Source organism: Desulfovibrio biadhensis, assembly GCF_055388615.1.
Genome location: NZ_AP042477.1, coordinates 4,531,082 through 4,548,610, shown reverse-complemented (window position 1 = coordinate 4,548,610; position 17,529 = coordinate 4,531,082). Strand labels below are relative to the sequence as shown.

Genomic DNA, 17,529 nt, shown 5'->3' with positions numbered 1-17,529 from the left:
TAGTATTTTATATTCGTATAAAATGAACATTGGGATTAGAGAGGCAGAATATGAGCGGTTTGGAAGCCAGGACGCAAACTCGTTGGCCTATTGAAGGCGAACACAAGGATATCCTGCGCCACAATGTCGAGCCCATTGGCTTGATAACATTACAGTCTTCAACTTCTGGTAATGAACTGATCTGTACCATGCGCAACCTCAGCAACCGTGGCATGATGGTGGAGATGTGCTGCGTTGCGCCTGAAATGCTGGCTGATGGTGTATGTGATGACCAATGCCTTGTAGTCTCCGCCGTGGACCAGGCCTTGCACCACTTGGTGCAGGGGCGCGAGGTCAAAGTGCTTTGGCAAAATGGCGAGTGCGCAGGACTGATTTTTTCTGAAGAATTGCCACTGGATAACGACAGCCTGGGCAGAACTCTGGAGGAAAACAGGTTGCTCGCCTGGGAAAATTGGCAAGAGTAGGCTTTTGTAATATCCAGTTTTTATTGTTTTTTGTGTTGTCTGTTTTTCTTTATAAGGGCAGATACACGTTGATCATTTCTTTTTGCGCAGGCGCTGCCACCATGCCGCAATCTTTGGTTCTGCGCCTTGATCCTTAGGCGCATAAAAGCGCAGGTTTTCCAATCCATCCGGCAGGTATTGCTGCTCGACCCAGGAACCCGGGAAATTGTGCGGATACTTGTACTCTTCGCCGTATCCCCATTGTTTTTGCATGGCAGTGGTCGCATTGCGCAGGTGCAATGGCACGGGTTTTTTGCCACGGGTCTGCAGTTCCTTTTGCGCAGCGCGGTATGCGGCGTAGCTGCTGTTGCTCTTGGGCGCCAGGGCCAGGTAGACGCATGTCTCGGACATGGGAATGAAGCCTTCTGGCATGCCCACAAAGGAAACAGCCTGTTGACAGGCAACCGCCATTTGCAGGGCCTGGGGGTCGGCCAGCCCCACGTCTTCGCTGGCGGAGAGAATAAGCCGACGGCAGACGAATCGCGGGTCTTCGCCTCCTTCGAGAAGGCAAGCCAAATAATAGAGCGCGGCGTCAGGGTCAGACCCTCTGATCGATTTGATCATGGCGGAAGCAAGCTCATAATGGCTGTCCCCCGCCTTGTCATGACGCAGGACCACCTCGGGCATTGCCTTGCGCAATCCTTCAATGGTGCGTTTGTCTTCGGGCAGAGAGGCCGCAAATTCTACCAGGTTGAGCAGGGTTCTTGCGTCTCCTCCGGCGGCATTGGCCAGTGATTGGAGGATGTCGTCTCCCAGGTCTATTCCTATCTCTTGCATGCCGCGGCGGCCGACCTCTTCCAGTTCGCGCAGATGCAAAGGCTGCAGCCGGATGACATGGAGTCGTGACAGGAGCTGCCGCGTAACGCTGAAGGAAGGATTTTCCGTGGTGGTGGCCAGGAGTGTCACCTCGCCGCTTTCCAACAGGGGCAGGAAAAAATCCTGCTGCGCCTTGGAAAAGCGGTGCAACTCATCCAGAACAAGAATCTCCTTGCCCGGCAGCAGTTGCCGCAGTTTTTGGAGTCCTGCTTCCGGAGCGCTGACACGAATCCATGGGGCGCCGGATTTTTTCGCCAGCAGCAATGCCAGAGTGGATTTGCCACAGCCAGGGGGGCCAAAAAGAAGTAGGCTGGGCAGACGTTTGGCTTGCAGAAGGTTTTCAAGCTTTCTTTGCAGCTGTCGTTGCCCCACAAATTCTTCAAGGGTTTGTGGGCGAATGCGATCTGCAAGGGGCTGCGAATCGCTCATATTCATTCTCCGGCGTCTTTAAGGGCAGGGGTGTTTTGTCGTGTCCACCAGGCCAGCCCCAGGCAAAGCATGGCAGCCGTTTCCCAGCGCAGCACACGCTGCCCCAGGCTGACAGGAAGGGCTCCGGCTTCGCGTAGTAGCGCCACTTCATCCAGGGCAAAGCCACCTTCCGGTCCGACGATAAAGAGCGTGTGCCCTGCAGGGAGAAGATCTTCCATTCCCAGGACGCGCTCTTGCCCCGGCTCTTCCCACAGCAGGTAAGCGCGGTCAAAGTCCGGGATGGCTTTGGCCAGTTCCCGTGCGCCTCCAGTAAGGGTGCAAAGCTCGGGGAGCCAGGGGTTTTTACTCTGTTTGGCGCCGGCAACACATTGCGCCTGCCAAGTGTCCTTTAGCGTATCAGGTACGCGCCCCTGGCTGTGTTTCGCCTGCCAAAGCCATATTGCAGAGGTTTCAAACTCCACGGCTTTTTCCAGCAGCCACCCTCTTCTTACAGCTTTGGCCCACCCCAGGGCCAGGGTCGCCTGGCCGGAAGGGCGCGGGTGTTCCTGAAGCGTGTGCGCACGCAGCAGGGCCTTGTGCTTGCTGGTTTGCACGATCTCAAATTCACCACTGTGGCCTTGCCCGTCAAAAAGCCAGACGCGCTCTCCTGCGCCCAGACGCAAGACCTTGAGCATGTGTTGCGCTTCAGGCCCATCCAACTGAATGGGCTCATGCTCCAGGTGGGAGGGCCAGAGATTTGCGGACAGAAAGAATGCGTTCATTCCACCTTCCGGCGGGCCGTGGCCTGGGTATAGAAGGGCAGTTCACATCTGCTTGCAGGCAGTTCCACACGAGCTGCGCGGATTGTGTAGGTCTCGTTTTCGGCTGCGTCCGCTTGTACATAAGCGAGGGCGATGCAGTGCCCCAAAGAGGGGGCGAAGGAACCGCTGGTCACATGTCCAACTTCCTTGCCTTCGGAAGTCAGTACGACATCGTGGTGGCGTGCACTACGACGGCCTTCGATTTTCAAGGCAATCAGCTTTTCACGCACCTCACCATCCTTGCCTTTGCCTGTGTATTCAGCTGGATTCTGCAGCATGGCTCCATAGCCGGCCTCGGTCGGGGTATGCTGTTCGTCCAGGTCTTGTCCATAGAGAGGGAGTCCCATCTCGAGGCGCAAGGTGTCGCGTGCGCCTAGCCCGGCTGGCTCCACGCGCGGGTCGGCCAGGCAGGCCTCCCACAGGGGCAGCGCCTTGGCAGCGTCGAGATACAGCTCATAGCCCAGTTCGCCGGTGTAACCCGTGCGGCTTACAAGCAAGGGGGCGCCTTGGAAATTGACACGGCCAAAGTTGAAATAGCGCAAGGAGTGAAGGTTTTCACTGAGGATCGACTCCAGGGCGTCCAGAGATTCGGGCCCCTGAATGTCGATTTTAGCCATTTTGTCTGAAACGTTCTTCAGTTCCAACTCTTTTGGGAGACGTTCGGATATGGTCTTGAAGTCGATATCTTCGCGGGCGCCGTTGACCACGATCATGTAACTGTCCTGGTCCATGCAATATACGATCATATCGTCGATGATGCCGCCTTGTTCATTGAGCAGGAAGCCGTAGCGGCAGCGCCCTGGCTGGAGCGTTTCCAGGTTGTGGGTTAGCGCCTTGGAGAGTGCGTCCTTTGCGCCTGCCCCTTGCAAGAGGAATTCGCCCATGTGGCAAATATCAAAGACAGAGGCTTTTTCTCTGGTTTGTTTGTGTTCGGCCAGAATCCCAGTGTATTGGATGGGCATTTCCCAGCCTGCGAAAGGAGCTGTTTTTGCGCCATGTTCTTTGTGCCATTCATAAAGGGGCGTTTTTTTTAAATCGCTCACGAATATCTCCATGGAATTATGTGGGGCGGTAATGCAACGTGCCGCCATGGTGGGAAAAGTGCGCCCTGGCAGGCAATCACCCTGCTTTGCGGATAAGAACGTCGCTACGCTCCATCTTGGCTTTGCGGATGTCCTTGAAGGCATCCACCAGGGCCACGAGCTTGCGGTAATGGCGTTTGACCTCGATGCCGTAAGGGGTGAGGTCGGTGTCCTTTTTATCAACATACTGCTTGCGCAGATAGCTGTCGGAAAGAATCCGGTCTCCCAGGTGGATGGTGTGAGAGACCAAGTCTTCATAGTAATTGACAATTTCAAATATCAGTTCGTGCATGGCGGCAACGGCGCGCTTCAATGAATCAAGCCTGGATTCGCCTTTGTCCTTTTTCCGGCCATATGCCGCATCTTCCAGATATCTGACGAGGCGGGCCTGCTGGATGTAGCTGTACTTGGCCCACACCTCTTGAAAAAGCTCGTTCATCTCCTGAAAGGAGTCGTAATTTTTGGCGTTGAGCAGGTAGTTGTCCAACACCATGGCGATTTTTGAGTAAAATTCGTCTGAATAGCTGATAATTCTGCGCTGGTGCTTGGAAAGCCAGGCAAAAAGGAACTTGAGGCGTTTCTGGTCGGTTTCCGTGTTGACCACGATTTCGTTTCGTTTGTAAACGATGCTGCCCCGGTATTCCCCGCGCACGATATCGTTGAGGCGCAGGAACATGTTGTAGGTGTCCTTGATGATGTTGACATTGCGCAAGGGTTCACCCGTAAGCGGGTGCAGCACTTCCTGACTTTCCACGGAGAGGGCACGGTCCTGGCGCACATTGAAGGGGTTGAATTTGTGCTGGCGGTATTTCACACGCAACAGCACCACCCTGTTGCGCGGGTCCAGAAAAAATCCCCCGTCTTTGAGTTTGGCGATGATTTCCTTTTGTTCCTTTTCCACTTTGACCAGGGCCATTTTTTCCACACGCGGATACGATTTGGCCGAGGGTGAGGAATAAAGTGTGGTTATGCAGCGATCCGACTGGCTACATACCCTGATGAGGAATTCTTCCCCTAATTTATGCAGTCTTCTGGCAAAGAGGGCGGATGACGTTCTGCGTTCCGAGACAATGGGAAACCCATACAGCTCCATGAGGAACTGGTATACGAAAAGGCGGTTGCGCTCATACATGGAGTTGTCGCCAACCTGAAATTTGCCCAGGCGCAGGCCGAAACGCTTGATTTCGGCATCGAGATCGGAAGGAAAGGAAGCATACACGCCACCAAGCGTAAAACTGCCAAAGTTGTCCGTGGCCAACACATGGGCACGGTCCATCTGCATGAGGTAGGGCAGGAGCTTGGGGTAGTATTCGAGGTCGGAGGCGTCAGAGTCCGAAAATTGGGCGCTGAAATCCTGGTGCAAATGCCGTGGCATCCTGTTGGCAAGCGTATGGTTGTTCTGATTGAGGATGGTACGCTCCAGGGGGCAGGTGCGCCCTTGTGATTCTTCCGCCATTTCCATCAGGTTGTGGATCATATCAAACTGGAAAATTTCCTGGAAATAATTCAAGGGGCGATTGAACGCCACAAGGCTGAAGCCAGGCAGTTCGCCATATTCGTAGACATCAGCCTCGAAAGAGGGGAGCAACTCCCTGGAATCCACAACAGGGTAGTTTTTTACCTGGGTGTAGGGTTTTATGAGGCAGTGTTTGGCGTGAACGAGGTCAAGGTACTGCTTGAGGTCAGGCAATGTGCGCAAAGCCGACGATGATATGAACCCCTTTTCAGGGGTGCAGTCATAGTCCGGACCTTTGCAAAAGGCCTCTTGCCAGGTGATTTTCTGCGTCATTGCCGTTCCATTCACAGACCAAAGGGAGTAAAATCAGAATATTCTGTCGAACCTGCCCTCTGCGGTCCCTATCATTAAGCGAATAGCTTTCAAGATCTTATTTGTCGCGCCTCTACACAATCAAGTTGTGTGGGCCGCGTTTGCCTCTGAAATTTCCCGATTCATTTGCCAAGCTGCTTGCCGGTATCTGCTCACGTATCGTCTTTTTGGTGCAGGAGAGCAACCCGGCAGTTATTTTATACGCTGCCAATGCGGAACAGCTTTTTTTGTCGACGCTTGGTAAGTATTTGTTCTCTATGGGTTAAATGTATAGCATAGCAAGGGCCGATTATCAATCAACAAGACATGTTGTGACCAATTCTTCAATTGTGACATATGAAAGCCAATGATGCCAGCGTATTGACAAATACCCCTCTGGGCACATACATCTGAAGGCATTAACCGGGGTCCACCCCCTTATCCCAGGACTATAAGGGCATCATGGAGAACGACAGCTACCTGCAGCGAATATTGGCCATAGTTTGCAGCGTTTTCGACGGCTATTCGGCAGTGCTTTTCCTTCAGGGAGAACAAGAGGACCATTATCAAGTGGCTTCATGGTTCAGCCTTGGCGACAAGGTTGACCCACACAGCACTGTTGTTACGGGCAAGGGGATAGTAGGCGCCATCCTCTCCAACCGTCAGCCCCTTTTGATCAATAATTTCGATCGTAAAAAGGGGTGGCTCGAGTACTACGGCCCTGAAGGCGACCCGAATGTCAAAGCCTTCATGGGGTGTGTGCTCAAGGATAACGCCGGCGTTCTCTGCCTGGACAGCAAGCGCACCTTTTCTTTCAGCGAGAAGGATCAAAAGATCCTGCATCTCTTTTCCGACATGATCAATGACACGCGGTTGAAACTGGTGGCTGCCGGCAGACACCAGAACGAATCGCGGTATTATCACAGCTTGCAGTTGATTCAGGGGCTGCGTAAGCGGCTTACCCGCTGGGAAGCGTTTCTTGAGAATTATTTGCTGCTTGTGGCGGAGACGACAGGCTTTGACTACTGTTTTTTTGCAGCGCGTGACGAGCAGGGCAAGGGCTTTTATCTGGAAGGGGCAAGCCGCCCCTTGTTTACCGGGAAAAATACGGAACTCAAGTTCCCCATAGGCACTGGGCTAGTTGGATGGGTTTTCAAAAACAACGCGCCGGTTTTTTTGGGTGAACATGAAAGCGCAGGCTCTGTCTCGCCTCTTTTTGGTAAGAATGTGCAAACACCGATGTTCAAGAGTTTGATGTGCCTGCCTTTGTATTTTTCCCGCTCCACACGCGGTGTTTTAGGCTTCGCACATGAGGAAGGCGTGGACATAAGCGACCACGTCAAAGCTTTTTCGCTCATGGCTGCGGGGCATCTCGAGCTTTTTCTCGAGAACCTGCACCTCAAAAGCAAGCTGCGCATGCTTCAGTCCAAACCCAAGAAATAGGGCAGGCTGCCAGGCTGCAACTCTACCAACCATCACGACGCAGGAGAAAATACCATGCCGGGCGTAGACTGGAGTTCTTTGCGCGCGCCCTTGCTTGATGCGGCGCGCCAGGCCGGAGGGATAATCCGGGATCATTGGAACAAACCCAGGAATATCAGCTTCAAGGGCCCCATTGATATCGTCACGGAAACTGACGTGGCTGTTGAGGATTTTTTGCGCGAGCGTCTGGGCAAAATCTTGCCTGAAGCGAATTTCGTGGGTGAAGAATCAAGTAACGCAAACTATGATTTCGGCGAAGTTGCATGGGTGGTGGACCCGTTGGACGGCACCACGAACTTTGCCCAAAAGTTGCCTTTCGTGGCCACCTCCATTGGTTTGATGGTTCAGGGGCGCATGCGCCTGGGAGTCATTTATAACCCCATCATGGATGAGCTGTTCGAAGCCGAGGCGGGGCAGGGCGCTTTTTGCAACGGTGAGCGCATTGCCGTCAGCGAGAAAGAAAATCTGCAGCATTGTGTTGTTGCCACGGGGTTTCCCTACAGCATCAGACAGCACATTACACCAGTGGTCTCCGGCGTAGAGCAGACCCTTTTACATTGCCGGGCGCTCAGACGTTATGGCGCAGCTGCTCTTGATTTGGCCTATGTTGCTTGGGGGCGGCTCGATGTTTTTTACGAGGCGCACTTGCACCCATGGGATACGGCGGCAGGGTGGCTTGTGGTGGAAGAAGCCGGTGGAAGGGTTACGCAGCTTGATCCGGACACACCCTACCATTTGACTGCCAATACGTTGCTGGCAACCAACGGCCATGTACATGAATCATTCGCCGGCAAGCTTGCTGGCATAGGATTTGGTGACTGAAAAGCAGCTGCAACGCTGCTCATGGCGAATTATCCAAGCCATGTTTTCGGCTGACCGATCAGTGAAGGCGGCTTCAGTCTACGGCTGGCTGGAACATGAGGGCGTGCTCCCATGCATAGAGCAGGGCGGGGGTGAGTACTTCGCGATAGTGCTCCACCAGAAAGGCGACTTCATCAGGATCATGAAAGGCGCCGTCCATGACCTCCGCAGGATCAAGGCGCAGTGTGCCGTGTAAGCGCCCTGCACTGTAAACGGTGATGTATTCCCACCCGGTAGAGGCATCTGCCGGGACACTGCGTAAATGGCGCATGTTTTCGGCATCAATGCCCAGCTCTTCCCGGAGTTCACGGCGTGCGGCATCTTCCCGGGATTCTCCAGCCTTTACGTGCCCGGTTGCCGAGAGGTCCCAGAAACCGGGGAAGAGTTTTTTATTTTTGCTGCGACGTTGCAGATAGACACGGTTGGCCTTATCATACAACAGCACCAACACGGCACGGTGCATCAGTGTCTGCTTGTGTGCTTCCACCAGTGGCATGATAACAAGTGGCTGATCATTGCCGTCCACAACCTCCACCAGCTCGAGGCCGCCTAAGGGTGGATCGGGTGGAAGAGAACTGCGCTTCATGATGATGCTTCCCTCCTCGGAAAATACTTTCGAAAAAGATGCAAATACCGTCGACTCGACAGTGACGAGCGTTGGCTCAGCCTCCATGAAGGGGGCTAAAGCTGTGTTCGAGCGTTTGGACTCAGGCTATCTGCCAGAGCTTTTGACACTTGAAAAGGCCTGCTTTGCCAGCCCCTGGAGTGAAGAGCAGTTCAATCTTGCCTTGGAGCAAAAACTATTTAATGTTTTTGGCCTTGTTTTGCCGGCTACCGCAACCGAACCGCGACAGCTTTTGGCTTATCTTTCACTCTACCATGTGGCGGATGAAATGGAAATCTTCAACCTGGCGGTAGATAAGTCTTTTCGTCGTCAGGGATTGGCCCGGAGACTGCTCGGACTCGTGTTGCAAATCGGACGCAGAATGGGCATAAGATACACATTTCTCGAGGTTCGCGTGGGAAATGTGCCTGCCAGGAACCTCTATGGATCGTTTGGATTCGAGCAAGTAGGGCTTCGGAAAGGATATTACCCCGACAATGGTGAGGACGCCCTGATTCTGCGTCTGGAATTGAACAATGAGACGGCAAGCAGAGAGGCATCGCCCTCCGAAGCGTCCACCCCCGACAAAGGGGCAACAAATGAGGAGCAATGATGAAGAAACTCATGGCCGCGAATTGGAAAATGCACAAGACACTCGCCGAAGGGCGCAGTACGGCGGAAGCCTTGGTGCGAGCACTGGAGCAGTTGCCTGAAGACCGCGAGGTGCTGGTGTTCCCGCCGTTTACCGCTATTGCCGGCGTTGCTGACGCCTTTGACGGCGCTCCTGACTTTCATGTGGGGGGGCAGAATTTTTATCCAGCCGAAAAAGGAGCGTTTACTGGTGAAGTGGCGCCCGGTATGCTTTTGGACTTGGGGTGTGATTATGCACTCACCGGACACTCTGAACGTCGCCACGTCTTGGGAGAGTCCAACGAGTTTGTAGGTGAAAAGACGGCTTTTGCACTCAATGCCGGATTCAAGGTTGTGCTTTGCATAGGCGAGACCCTGGAAGAGCGCGAAGCGGGAAAGTTGGAATCTGTGCTTGAAGCGCAACTGCGGACAGGACTTGCTGATGTGAAGAAAAGCGTTTCTTCAGAAGATTTGGCGATAGCCTACGAACCAGTTTGGGCAATAGGCACCGGAAAAGTTGCCGGACCTCCAGAAATTGTTGAGGCTCATGCTATCGTACGAAAATTATTGGTGGAATTGCTTGAGCAGGGCGATGTCATCCGCATTCTTTATGGCGGTTCTGTGAAGCCAGATAACTGTGCTGAAATAATTTCTCTTGACAATGTCGAGGGCGTGTTGGTAGGAGGAGCGTCTTTGGAGGCGGAAAGCTTCAGCCGCATCGTGACGGCCTAACCTAACGCCCCAAAAATAGATGCTATCGCCTCTAAGGAGATTCTGTTGGAAACGTTGATTCTCACGCTGCACATCATCATCTGCATCGCGCTTGTCGTGATTGTGATGCTTCAGTCCGGCCAGGAAGGCATGGGCGTGATATTTGGCGGCGGCAGCAGCTCCCTGTTCGGAAGCTCCGGCGCAGGCGGCTTGCTGACCAAAGTTACCGCTGTTATCGCTACTGTGTTCATCGTTACGTCGCTCAGCTACACCTACATGACCCGCGAAGAGCGGATTCAGGGTACAAGCGTCATGGATCAGGCTGTTGAACAGCAACTCGAGAAGCAGGATGCAGCGGAACAGGCCGCTCCTGCTCCTGCCGCAAGTGCTGAAGAGACGAGCGGTATTCAGGTTGACGACGGCACGAGCGAACAAGCCGCACCTTCTTCCGGCGCTGCAAGTGAGCCTGCTGCAGGCCAGCAGGAAGAGGCACCCAAACAATGATTTGCCCTCAAATTTGGGCCGAAGTGGTGGAACTGGTAGACACGCTATCTTGAGGGGGTAGTGGGCCAACGCCCGTGGGGGTTCGAGTCCCCCCTTCGGCACCATATTCATAAAAAAAGCCGCTTTTGCAAGAACGCGGCTTTTTTTATCTCTTCGGTATACATGTGCTTGAGCAGAGTGGATTCCCTTTCGAGTTATTTCATGTGTGCCATCACAGAGGCATCCATACCGCCATACTTGGGCGCGCAACTGTATAACGTGGCGCCGCTCATGCCGTGTTTTCGGCAAAGCTGGGTAACGGATGCCGTTTTGGCCCGCTTGAGGATGCTCAAGATCTAGGAGTCGGTAAGACTGACCTCCCCCCATTCTTTGGACCAAGCTCTATGAGAGGATTGTCACCCCGGTCTGGGTTTCAGCAGAGGGCCGGTGGAGGGAGGGCGTAGCCCGACCGGAACCGGCCCCCTGTCGTGCAAACTCCTCCGGCGTCAGATTCCCCAGCGAACTGTGCGGCCGTAGTGTGTTGTACTCCTGTCGCCAGTTTTCGATAATCATCTGCGCTTCCCTGCCGTTCAAAAAGATCTCCCTGTTTAGGCATTCGTCCCGGAATTTCCCATTGAAGCTCTCAATGTACGCGTTCTCCCACGGACTGCCCGGGGTGATGAACAACGTCCCACATGCCTTCTCGGCCAACCAGTCTTGCACCGCTTTGGCAACGAACTCCGGACCATTGTCACTGCGGATGAAATCCGGAACACCCTTGAGATTGAAAAGCCGCTCCAACGTCAAGATTACCCGTTGTGCGCCAATGGAAGGCTCGACCTCGATGGTCAAGCATTCGCGGGTGTATTCGTCCAGCACCGGCAAACATCGCAACCTGCCGCCACGATCCGTAGGGTCCTCCACAAAATCATAGCTCCAGACGTGATTGACGCCGAGCGCCTTGTTCACGATCTCGATTCTCGGGCCACACTGCCTCCGGCGGGGGCGTTTGCGTTGTAGCAACAACCCCTCCTCTTGCCAGATGCGGTGCACCCTCTTGTGGTTTACTCTCCAGCCCTCCCGCTCCAGGCAAACTTGGATTCTCGGGCATCCGTATCTCGGATGAAGCCGAGCCAACAAGTGTATTGCAGCTTTGAGCGCTTCCTCATCTGCGCTTCGCCTCTGCAGGTAATACAAGCCTGAGCGTGGCGTATCGACCAGTTTGCAGACGCGTCTCATGGAATAACCATGCTCCAGCTGCAGAAGCTTCGCTGCCCCTCGGCGGGCGGAAGGGCCTACCATTTTTTTTCGAGCAAATCCTTCAAGGCATCCATGTCGACGGCTTGCTGGGCTACAATCTTTTTCAGCCTGGCGTTTTCTTCTTCCAGCGACTTCATCCGCCGAACCTCGGACTGGTTCATCCCGCCATACTTGGCTTTCCAGCGATAAATGCTTTGTTCGGAAACACCATATTTTCTGCTGGTTTCAACAACGGTCTGACCAGCTTCCACCTCTGCCAAGATGCGAACGATCTGCTCTTCAGTGTACCTTTTGCGCTTCATCTTTCAGATTCTCCTGGTGGCCGTATGGCCGGCTTTCTACCAGGGGAATCCTCTCATTGAAAGTGGTCCGATTTTCGGGGGGAAGATCAATGGACGCCTCGGATATCCGGCGCCTCAAGGAGCTCGAAGAGGAGAACCGCAAGCTCAAGCGCATGTTCGCGAACTTGAGCCTGGAAAACGAGGCGCTCAAGGACGTTATCGCAAAAAAGCTTTAAGGCCGGCTGAGAAGCGCGATCTGATCGATCATATGCGTCATGAACACGGTCTGAGTATCAGGCAGTTATGCGCCGCAGTGCGTCTGAGTCGGACCGTCTACGGCTATCAGCCTACGCCGCGGGATGACGCGCCCGTGATCGAAGCACTGCTCAAGCTGGCCGAACGCTATCCGCGCTACGGCTTCGGCAAGCTCTTCGCTGTCGTTCGCCGGCACGGCTATCGCTGGAACCACAAACGGGTCTACCGCGTATACTGCCTGTTGAAGCTGAATCTGCGCCGCAAGGGCAAGAAGCGGTTGCCTTCAAGGAATCCGCAACCGTTGGCCGTGCCACCCGAGGCGAATGTGTGCTGGTCGCTGGACTTCATGCACGACGCCCTCATGAGCGGGCAGCGATTCCGGACCTTCAACGTGCTGGACGACTTCAGCCGGGAGTGCCTGGCCATCGAGGTGGATACAAACCTGCCGGCGGCGCGGGTGACGCGAGTGCTCGACCGCATTGTTGCCTGGCGTGGGCTTCCCGAACGGATTCGAATGGATAACGGACCGGAACTGGTCTCGGTGACCATGGCCAATTGGGCGGAAATCCATGGCGTGGACCTGGAGTTCATACAGCCGGGCAAGCCGACGCAGAATTCGTACGTCGAGCGCTTCAACAAGACGTATCGCAATGAAGTGCTTGATTTTTATCTCTTTCGCACTCTGGCTGAGGTCAAGGACATCACGGAGAACTGGATCAAGGAGTACAACGAGGAACAGCCCCACGAATCACTTGGCGACCTGACGCCAGCCGAGTACCTCGAAGCCCATTCACCCCAGGAAATCTCTACTTTTGGCTGGCACTAACTTGGGGAGGTTTACAGTCCTGTTTTAAGGGAAGGCTACAAAGATGGATTTCTTCATGTCGGATCTCCTCGGTCGGGTTTACGAGAAAATACCACTTTTCAGAATCACAAGTTTGCGAGGGAATTACCCCCCCCACCGGCTCCCTGTTGAAAACCAGACCCTTTAAATAGAGTTTGGTCTAAAGAATGGGGGGAAGTCAGAGACTACATCGAAACAAAGTGAAAATTTAAAAAAAGTATAATAAAAATAATTACCTTTATAGAAGAAAAAAGGGAAGCTTGACTAGCAGTTCTCTGTTTCGAGAGATATCCCTGAATCTTTCGCCCACGTATTGAATATAGTAAATCGTGGATCAAAAGACTCATCCTTCCTAAGAAAAAAGCTAAACTCAAACGGCATGTATGAATTGTTTAGCATTACATTCCGAGAATAATGGTAGCCTAATGCAAGTATTTCACTCGGAGAAGAATGGTACGTAAGATCTTTAGTATAGTCGACTTTGTCAGACAAAAAATCAAAAGCAAAACCAATACTGCATAACTGAAATGTTTTAGTAAATACAGCACGAATAAAGTCTAAATTGTCCCCATGCTTCATCTTAAGGTTGAACATTCCCGAGCAAATGGCATAATCACAAAGAGGTAATTCCATTTCTAAGAAATTACCACATTGAAAACTCACTTGATTACTTCCAAATCTCTGGGTAGCTTCCTTGATGAAAGAAGGGACAATATCAACGCCGGTATATTCATAATCGTTGTCATACAGACTTTTGAGGGTTTTGTTTAAATCCCCAAAACCACATCCGATGTCCAAAATTCTTTTGCCTCGCAAATTTACTTGGGAAGTGAGAATGGAAAAGCGAATATCTTGTTTGCCTTTATCCCAATCAAGTGTTTTAGGAGAGTATCCAAATTCACTATATCGACCTTCATAGCGGGAAACAATAACATCTTTATCAGTTTGGTTAAGTACGTGGCTCATAGTAATTAACCTTCTTCTTGACCGACAGAATGTCTGTGTTTCTTCGAGTTTTTATGAGAGGCAGGGTAAAAGAATTCAGCACGTCCTGCGGACCAATCCAGGCAATTTTTACACAGAGGATGGTCAAAATCTCCATTCCAATGACGCTCTCGTCGTTCGGCTAATTTCCCATTCCATATGCTTTTGATGGATTCACTATTTACGTCTCCTGCCGGATAATCTTCCTCATAGTCTACGTCGCATTGGGTAGCCATTCCAGACCAATGGATATTCATGGTTCGGATAAGCCAAGGGCAAGGAAAACGTTTTTGAATTTTATCATTAAGATCAGGAGTACTAACTTTATCACCCCATCCTTGACGTAGACGAATTTTTACTACCGCCCCTTGTTCTAGCCAGTAGTCGTGAAAGCTATCAACTTCATGTTCGTTTTCATCCATTACAATAAATTGAACAGCTATTTCAGTACGGGATCCAGGTGTTTCAGCACGAAGTCTAAGTAAGTTTTTTACGTTTCGCACAGTGCGTTCAAAATCTCCACCAGGGCGTACTTTACGATAAGTATCTATTGTAGAAGCATCTATGGCTACATAAATAGATTCCACGTCGGCTTCTAAAACACCTTTTGCAATATCTCCTTCTAAGAATGTGCCATTAGAGTTTAAATGTATACGTTTAAGTCCTTTGCTTTGAACATATTTGCAAAAAGAGACCAAATTTGTATCTAGAGCTGGCTCTCCCATGACTGCAAGCCAAAGTCGAGTTTCAGGACTTTCAATTGCAACTTCGTCTACAATTTTGTGGAACAGTTGGGGAGACATCTTTCCTTTTTTGCGTTTCATTGTAAGATGAGGACAGACAACACACTGTAAATTACAAAATGCATGTGTTTCTATTGCAATTTCAGCAGGAAAAGGAATTCTAGAAAGGCCTCGAAAATCAATATTAGGCTTACGATCTATCAGCATTTAAAAAGCTCCTGAGTTCATAAATCTGTTGTGTCGGCAACAAACTGATTGCAAATGTGCTCAACAGTAGCTGACCAAGCTTTGCTTGCGAGAGCAGCCATTTCATCATCGCTTACTTTTAAGGGTAATGGTTCGCCAATAACTCCATGTACTGATTTCATTGATAAAGGGCAACCTAGTACAGATGGTGCTTGAATTGAAAAGTTATTAGACTGTTGAAAATGACGAATAGAATTCATTCTTGACTCTGTAAAATATGAATTTCCTAGAATATAATATAAAAAAAGAAACTCACACCAATCGGCATGTTTTCCTGATGGTTGTTGTACAATTTCTTCCAGCAAAAAACGTATTTGAGATAAAGAATATGTAACAAAAACGACCTTCATTTTTTCCAATGATGAGAATTGATTATGCATTGCATTGAAACAAACTTCAACAACAGATGGATGAGCTGGTCCATGACCAGTTAAAAAAACTACAAATCGAAACTTTGAGTACATCATTGAATGGACAATGTCATACAAAACATTTCTAAAAGAATTTTCACTAATAGAAATAGTTCCTGAAAAATCTATATTTGATTTAGATGGGGTATATGAAAGGGCTGGAAAGACAAAGCCGCAATACGATTTTGGTAGGGTATTACATATAGCATCGGATATCCCCTGAGCAATAATTGTGTCAGTTTGGAGGGGAAGGTATGGCCCATGCTGTTCAGTACAGCCAACAGGAAAAAAAGCAACAGGCAATACACCATTTTCGTGGCACTTATCTAGTTTCTCGTCCATTTCAGCATATGAGATTAAACTATTCATGAGCAGAACTCTCACTAGCGTCCAAGCTCGGGGGGTAAACATTCCTAATAATGGAAAATGGACGCCTTTTAACTTCGATAAAAATTTTAGCTAAATATATTCCAATTATACCAAGCGAAGTCAAAATAATACCCCCAACAAGCCAAATTGAAACAACAATCGAGGTCCACCCCATGAGGGATTGTGTAGGGTCAAATATCCAGTTTAGAATTGCATAGGCCATGTAACAGCATGAAAATAAAGCTGTTCCTAAACCAAGGTAGAAAATGAAATACAATGGGTAGTTGCTGAAATTTGTGAAGGCGTTACTGAAAAGGGCAAATCTTCGGAACAGAGTGTAAGTCGAGGTTGATTTTTTAGTCTTTTTCACTGGCATTGTTGTCTGTTTGAATCCGGCAAATGCCATAATGCCAAAGAGATATAGTTCACGGTCTTCAAATTTGATAATTTCGTTAACGTATCGCGATGTCATTAGACGAGAGACAATAGAGTTTTTTGGTAGTTCGACTGGAGATAAAAATTTTATGAGGTTGTAAAAAATGGTGCCTGATAAAACATCGAACCAATCCCCATTTCGCGTTTTTTGGACGCCAATGACAACGTCGAGATCAGGGTCTCTTTCTAGCAAGTTCCACCAATCTACTAGCAACTCAGGGGGTTCTTCAAGGTCGCAATCAGTAAGATAGACTTTATCTCCTTGCGCGTGACGTAATCCGGTCATCATGGCTACATGGTGTCCAAAGTTTCGTGATAAATCTATAACTTTAAGATTGCAGTATTTATTTTGCAGTGAAAGCGCTAATGATAATGATGCATCTTTAGAGCCATCATTGACCAGAATAATTTCAAAAGAATCAGCAACTTTTGCAGCAGCTAAAGAAATTCGTTGAATGAATTCTTCAATATATGGAGCAGACTGATAGAGAGAGCTTACAATGCTAAGTTGCATAAGTAATTATCCAGACAAGATTTTAAGTAGTCGTGTGACTTGAAAAATTTTATGCTAAATTTTAAATTGTATGTTATTTTTTGTCAAGCAATATGCTTTCAAAAAATGGCTAATATAAGCTAAAAATGATGAATAAAGAAAAATATTTGTTTGTAGTGGGTCTCATTAAAAACTTTTAAAAAGTGGTACAAAGAAGATTCATATTAAAAAATTTTTATCTAATCCCTTTATGTATGAAACATTGTTCGATGCTAAAGGATATTTTACAAAATACTACGGTTATAATGCTTCATGTATCGAGGAGAATCTTTACCGCAATTGAAAAGAAGATCTAGAACTGAAACCTCATGTATAAAATCACCCCAGAGCTGCTGATATTCAGGGTAACCATCGTAGTCAAAAAATGTCAGATTTATGTTTTCTGCAGCAAAGAGTTCTTCTTTCATGTAATTTTTGGCGGATGGACCAGAAACATATTCGGTCGCTTCAGCCTGCTTGCATATGCAAAGGAGGCGATCTGTCGCATCGCCTGTAAGGTCGTATTCACTAGAAGATGTAATTTTAGTTGTAATATTGAGATAGTTGCAAATCAGTTCAACAAAGCGGAAGTTTAACAATGAAAGATATTTATCGGAAAAGTTCGCATACAGAGGCTCAATCAAATCTTTAATTTCAGAAAAATGTTTAGCCCGTTTGTAAGAAGCACATAATGTCTTGAAATGTTTCTCTGCCCAGGCGTTGCCGTCAACCTCTGTATCTTTAATGCTTTGAAAATATTTACCTTTGACTTCACAGGAACAGTAAGCCAAGTAGTGCCTTGTGGTGTCTTGATTTTGTTTCTGTTTCGCCAGTCCCGGCGCGTAAACTGCACATCATCATATAGAATAAATTCGTCAACAGACGCAATTAAATCAAAGTATCCCTTCCATGGGATATAGTTTGATTGTACTATCGCTATTTTTTTCATTGAGATGAGTGAA

Annotated in this window: 17 protein-coding genes, 1 tRNA gene and 2 pseudogenes; 8 read left to right on the top strand and 12 right to left on the bottom strand. The window is 49.7% G+C overall.

Translation table 11 applies throughout. The features are described 5' to 3' along the window. Positions 1 to 50: 50 nt before the first annotated feature. Positions 51 to 464, top strand: a complete 414-nt coding sequence (locus ACZ5EH_RS19730) for a hypothetical protein (protein ID WP_464275583.1) — start codon at positions 51 to 53, stop codon at positions 462 to 464. Between the two features lie 72 nt (positions 465 to 536). On the opposite strand, the gene ACZ5EH_RS19725 is transcribed toward ACZ5EH_RS19730, so the two are convergent. The 4 genes from ACZ5EH_RS19725 to ACZ5EH_RS19710 form a co-directional block, all read right to left on the bottom strand. After that, positions 537 to 1,748, bottom strand: a complete 1,212-nt coding sequence (locus tag ACZ5EH_RS19725; RefSeq protein ID WP_464275582.1) for a replication-associated recombination protein A — start codon at positions 1,746 to 1,748, stop codon at positions 537 to 539. A gap of 2 nt (positions 1,749 to 1,750) precedes the next feature. Further along, a complete protein-coding gene (locus tag ACZ5EH_RS19720; RefSeq protein ID WP_464275581.1) occupies positions 1,751 to 2,509 on the bottom strand; it encodes a 16S rRNA (uracil(1498)-N(3))-methyltransferase in 759 nt (252 codons plus the stop codon). After that, on the bottom strand, positions 2,506 to 3,591 hold the full coding sequence (gene gcvT, locus ACZ5EH_RS19715) for a glycine cleavage system aminomethyltransferase GcvT (protein ID WP_464275580.1): 1,086 nt from the start codon (positions 3,589 to 3,591) through the stop codon (positions 2,506 to 2,508). Before gcvT ends, ACZ5EH_RS19720 begins: the two co-directional genes overlap by 4 nt. A 76-nt stretch (positions 3,592 to 3,667) precedes the next feature. Beyond that, positions 3,668 to 5,419 carry a hypothetical protein gene (locus ACZ5EH_RS19710; RefSeq protein WP_464275579.1) on the bottom strand — a complete coding sequence of 584 codons (1,752 nt, stop codon included), beginning with the start codon at positions 5,417 to 5,419 and terminating at the stop codon, positions 3,668 to 3,670. A gap of 480 nt (positions 5,420 to 5,899) precedes the next feature. Here ACZ5EH_RS19710 and ACZ5EH_RS19705 point away from each other — a divergent pair, with 480 nt between their 5' ends. Further along, on the top strand, positions 5,900 to 6,880 hold the full coding sequence (locus ACZ5EH_RS19705) for a GAF domain-containing protein (RefSeq protein WP_464275578.1): 981 nt from the start codon (positions 5,900 to 5,902) through the stop codon (positions 6,878 to 6,880). Between the two features lie 54 nt (positions 6,881 to 6,934). Beyond that, positions 6,935 to 7,741, top strand: coding sequence for an inositol monophosphatase family protein (locus ACZ5EH_RS19700; protein WP_464275577.1), 807 nt, complete (start codon positions 6,935 to 6,937; stop codon positions 7,739 to 7,741). Positions 7,742 to 7,814: 73 nt separating this feature from the next. On the opposite strand, the gene ACZ5EH_RS19695 is transcribed toward ACZ5EH_RS19700, so the two are convergent. Then, the gene (locus tag ACZ5EH_RS19695; protein ID WP_464275576.1) at positions 7,815 to 8,366 is read right to left on the bottom strand and encodes an NUDIX hydrolase; all 552 of its coding nucleotides are present in this window, start codon (positions 8,364 to 8,366) and stop codon (positions 7,815 to 7,817) included. Between ACZ5EH_RS19695 and rimI the strand changes: the two genes are divergently transcribed. From rimI to ACZ5EH_RS19675, 4 genes are all read left to right on the top strand, one after another. Beyond that, positions 8,365 to 8,997 (top strand): ribosomal protein S18-alanine N-acetyltransferase, encoded by a 633-nt coding sequence (gene rimI / locus ACZ5EH_RS19690; protein ID WP_464275575.1) that lies wholly within the window; start codon positions 8,365 to 8,367, stop codon positions 8,995 to 8,997. The two genes, ACZ5EH_RS19695 and rimI, sit on opposite strands and share 2 nt — an antisense overlap. After that, positions 8,997 to 9,746: a triose-phosphate isomerase gene (gene tpiA, locus ACZ5EH_RS19685; protein WP_464278332.1), complete on the top strand. Its 750-nt coding sequence runs from the start codon at positions 8,997 to 8,999 to the stop codon at positions 9,744 to 9,746. The genes rimI and tpiA overlap by 1 nt, the downstream gene beginning before the upstream one ends. A gap of 45 nt (positions 9,747 to 9,791) precedes the next feature. Further along, positions 9,792 to 10,229: a preprotein translocase subunit SecG gene (gene secG / locus ACZ5EH_RS19680; RefSeq protein WP_464275574.1), complete on the top strand. Its 438-nt coding sequence runs from the start codon at positions 9,792 to 9,794 to the stop codon at positions 10,227 to 10,229. Between the two features lie 17 nt (positions 10,230 to 10,246). Then, positions 10,247 to 10,333 (top strand) — tRNA-Leu (locus ACZ5EH_RS19675). Between the two features lie 277 nt (positions 10,334 to 10,610). On the opposite strand, the gene ACZ5EH_RS19670 is transcribed toward ACZ5EH_RS19675, so the two are convergent. Beyond that, positions 10,611 to 11,510, bottom strand: coding sequence for an IS3 family transposase (locus ACZ5EH_RS19670; RefSeq protein WP_464275573.1), 900 nt, complete (start codon positions 11,508 to 11,510; stop codon positions 10,611 to 10,613). Continuing rightward, entirely contained in the window at positions 11,504 to 11,770 is a 267-nt protein-coding gene (locus ACZ5EH_RS19665; RefSeq protein WP_464275232.1) for a transposase, read from the bottom strand. Before ACZ5EH_RS19665 ends, ACZ5EH_RS19670 begins: the two co-directional genes overlap by 7 nt. An 89-nt stretch (positions 11,771 to 11,859) precedes the next feature. On the opposite strand from ACZ5EH_RS19665, the pseudogene ACZ5EH_RS19660 reads away from it, so the two are divergent. Further along, positions 11,860 to 12,830: pseudogene (locus tag ACZ5EH_RS19660) on the top strand (IS3 family transposase); the annotation flags it as partial. A 282-nt stretch (positions 12,831 to 13,112) separates the two neighbouring features. On the opposite strand, the gene ACZ5EH_RS19655 reads toward ACZ5EH_RS19660, so the two are convergent. The 5 genes and pseudogenes from ACZ5EH_RS19655 to ACZ5EH_RS19635 form a co-directional block, all read right to left on the bottom strand. Further along, positions 13,113 to 13,814, bottom strand: coding sequence for a class I SAM-dependent methyltransferase (locus tag ACZ5EH_RS19655; RefSeq protein WP_464275572.1), 702 nt, complete (start codon positions 13,812 to 13,814; stop codon positions 13,113 to 13,115). Between the two features lie 5 nt (positions 13,815 to 13,819). Then, positions 13,820 to 14,782 carry a radical SAM/SPASM domain-containing protein gene (locus ACZ5EH_RS19650; protein ID WP_464275571.1) on the bottom strand — a complete coding sequence of 321 codons (963 nt, stop codon included), beginning with the start codon at positions 14,780 to 14,782 and terminating at the stop codon, positions 13,820 to 13,822. A gap of 17 nt (positions 14,783 to 14,799) precedes the next feature. Then, entirely contained in the window at positions 14,800 to 15,600 is an 801-nt protein-coding gene (locus ACZ5EH_RS19645; protein ID WP_464275570.1) for a creatininase family protein, read from the bottom strand. Beyond that, positions 15,593 to 16,549 carry a glycosyltransferase family 2 protein gene (locus tag ACZ5EH_RS19640; protein ID WP_464275569.1) on the bottom strand — a complete coding sequence of 319 codons (957 nt, stop codon included), beginning with the start codon at positions 16,547 to 16,549 and terminating at the stop codon, positions 15,593 to 15,595. Before ACZ5EH_RS19640 ends, ACZ5EH_RS19645 begins: the two co-directional genes overlap by 8 nt. A 263-nt stretch (positions 16,550 to 16,812) precedes the next feature. Further along, positions 16,813 to 17,516 (bottom strand): annotated as a pseudogene (locus ACZ5EH_RS19635) (WbqC family protein). Positions 17,517 to 17,529 lie beyond the last annotated feature (13 nt).

Bases quoted from the DNA above. Each gene is read 5' to 3' on its own strand.
- ACZ5EH_RS19710 (WP_464275579.1), bottom strand. From the start codon at position 5,419: ATGACGCAGAAAATCACCTGGCAAGAGGCCTTTTGCAAAGGTCCGGAC.
- ACZ5EH_RS19720 (WP_464275581.1), bottom strand. From the start codon at position 2,509: ATGAACGCATTCTTTCTGTCCGCAAATCTCTGGCCCTCCCACCTGGAG.
- ACZ5EH_RS19695 (WP_464275576.1), bottom strand. From the start codon at position 8,366: ATGAAGCGCAGTTCTCTTCCACCCGATCCACCCTTAGGCGGCCTCGAG.
- ACZ5EH_RS19665 (WP_464275232.1), bottom strand. From the start codon at position 11,770: ATGAAGCGCAAAAGGTACACTGAAGAGCAGATCGTTCGCATCTTGGCA.
- ACZ5EH_RS19730 (WP_464275583.1), top strand. From the start codon at position 51: ATGAGCGGTTTGGAAGCCAGGACGCAAACTCGTTGGCCTATTGAAGGC.
- ACZ5EH_RS19700 (WP_464275577.1), top strand. From the start codon at position 6,935: ATGCCGGGCGTAGACTGGAGTTCTTTGCGCGCGCCCTTGCTTGATGCG.
- ACZ5EH_RS19645 (WP_464275570.1), bottom strand. From the start codon at position 15,600: ATGAATAGTTTAATCTCATATGCTGAAATGGACGAGAAACTAGATAAG.
- ACZ5EH_RS19725 (WP_464275582.1), bottom strand. From the start codon at position 1,748: ATGAGCGATTCGCAGCCCCTTGCAGATCGCATTCGCCCACAAACCCTT.
- ACZ5EH_RS19640 (WP_464275569.1), bottom strand. From the start codon at position 16,549: ATGCAACTTAGCATTGTAAGCTCTCTCTATCAGTCTGCTCCATATATT.
- tpiA (WP_464278332.1), top strand. From the start codon at position 8,997: ATGAAGAAACTCATGGCCGCGAATTGGAAAATGCACAAGACACTCGCC.
- ACZ5EH_RS19670 (WP_464275573.1), bottom strand. From the start codon at position 11,510: ATGGTAGGCCCTTCCGCCCGCCGAGGGGCAGCGAAGCTTCTGCAGCTG.
- ACZ5EH_RS19705 (WP_464275578.1), top strand. From the start codon at position 5,900: ATGGAGAACGACAGCTACCTGCAGCGAATATTGGCCATAGTTTGCAGC.
- rimI (WP_464275575.1), top strand. From the start codon at position 8,365: ATGATGATGCTTCCCTCCTCGGAAAATACTTTCGAAAAAGATGCAAAT.
- ACZ5EH_RS19655 (WP_464275572.1), bottom strand. From the start codon at position 13,814: ATGAGCCACGTACTTAACCAAACTGATAAAGATGTTATTGTTTCCCGC.
- ACZ5EH_RS19650 (WP_464275571.1), bottom strand. From the start codon at position 14,782: ATGCTGATAGATCGTAAGCCTAATATTGATTTTCGAGGCCTTTCTAGA.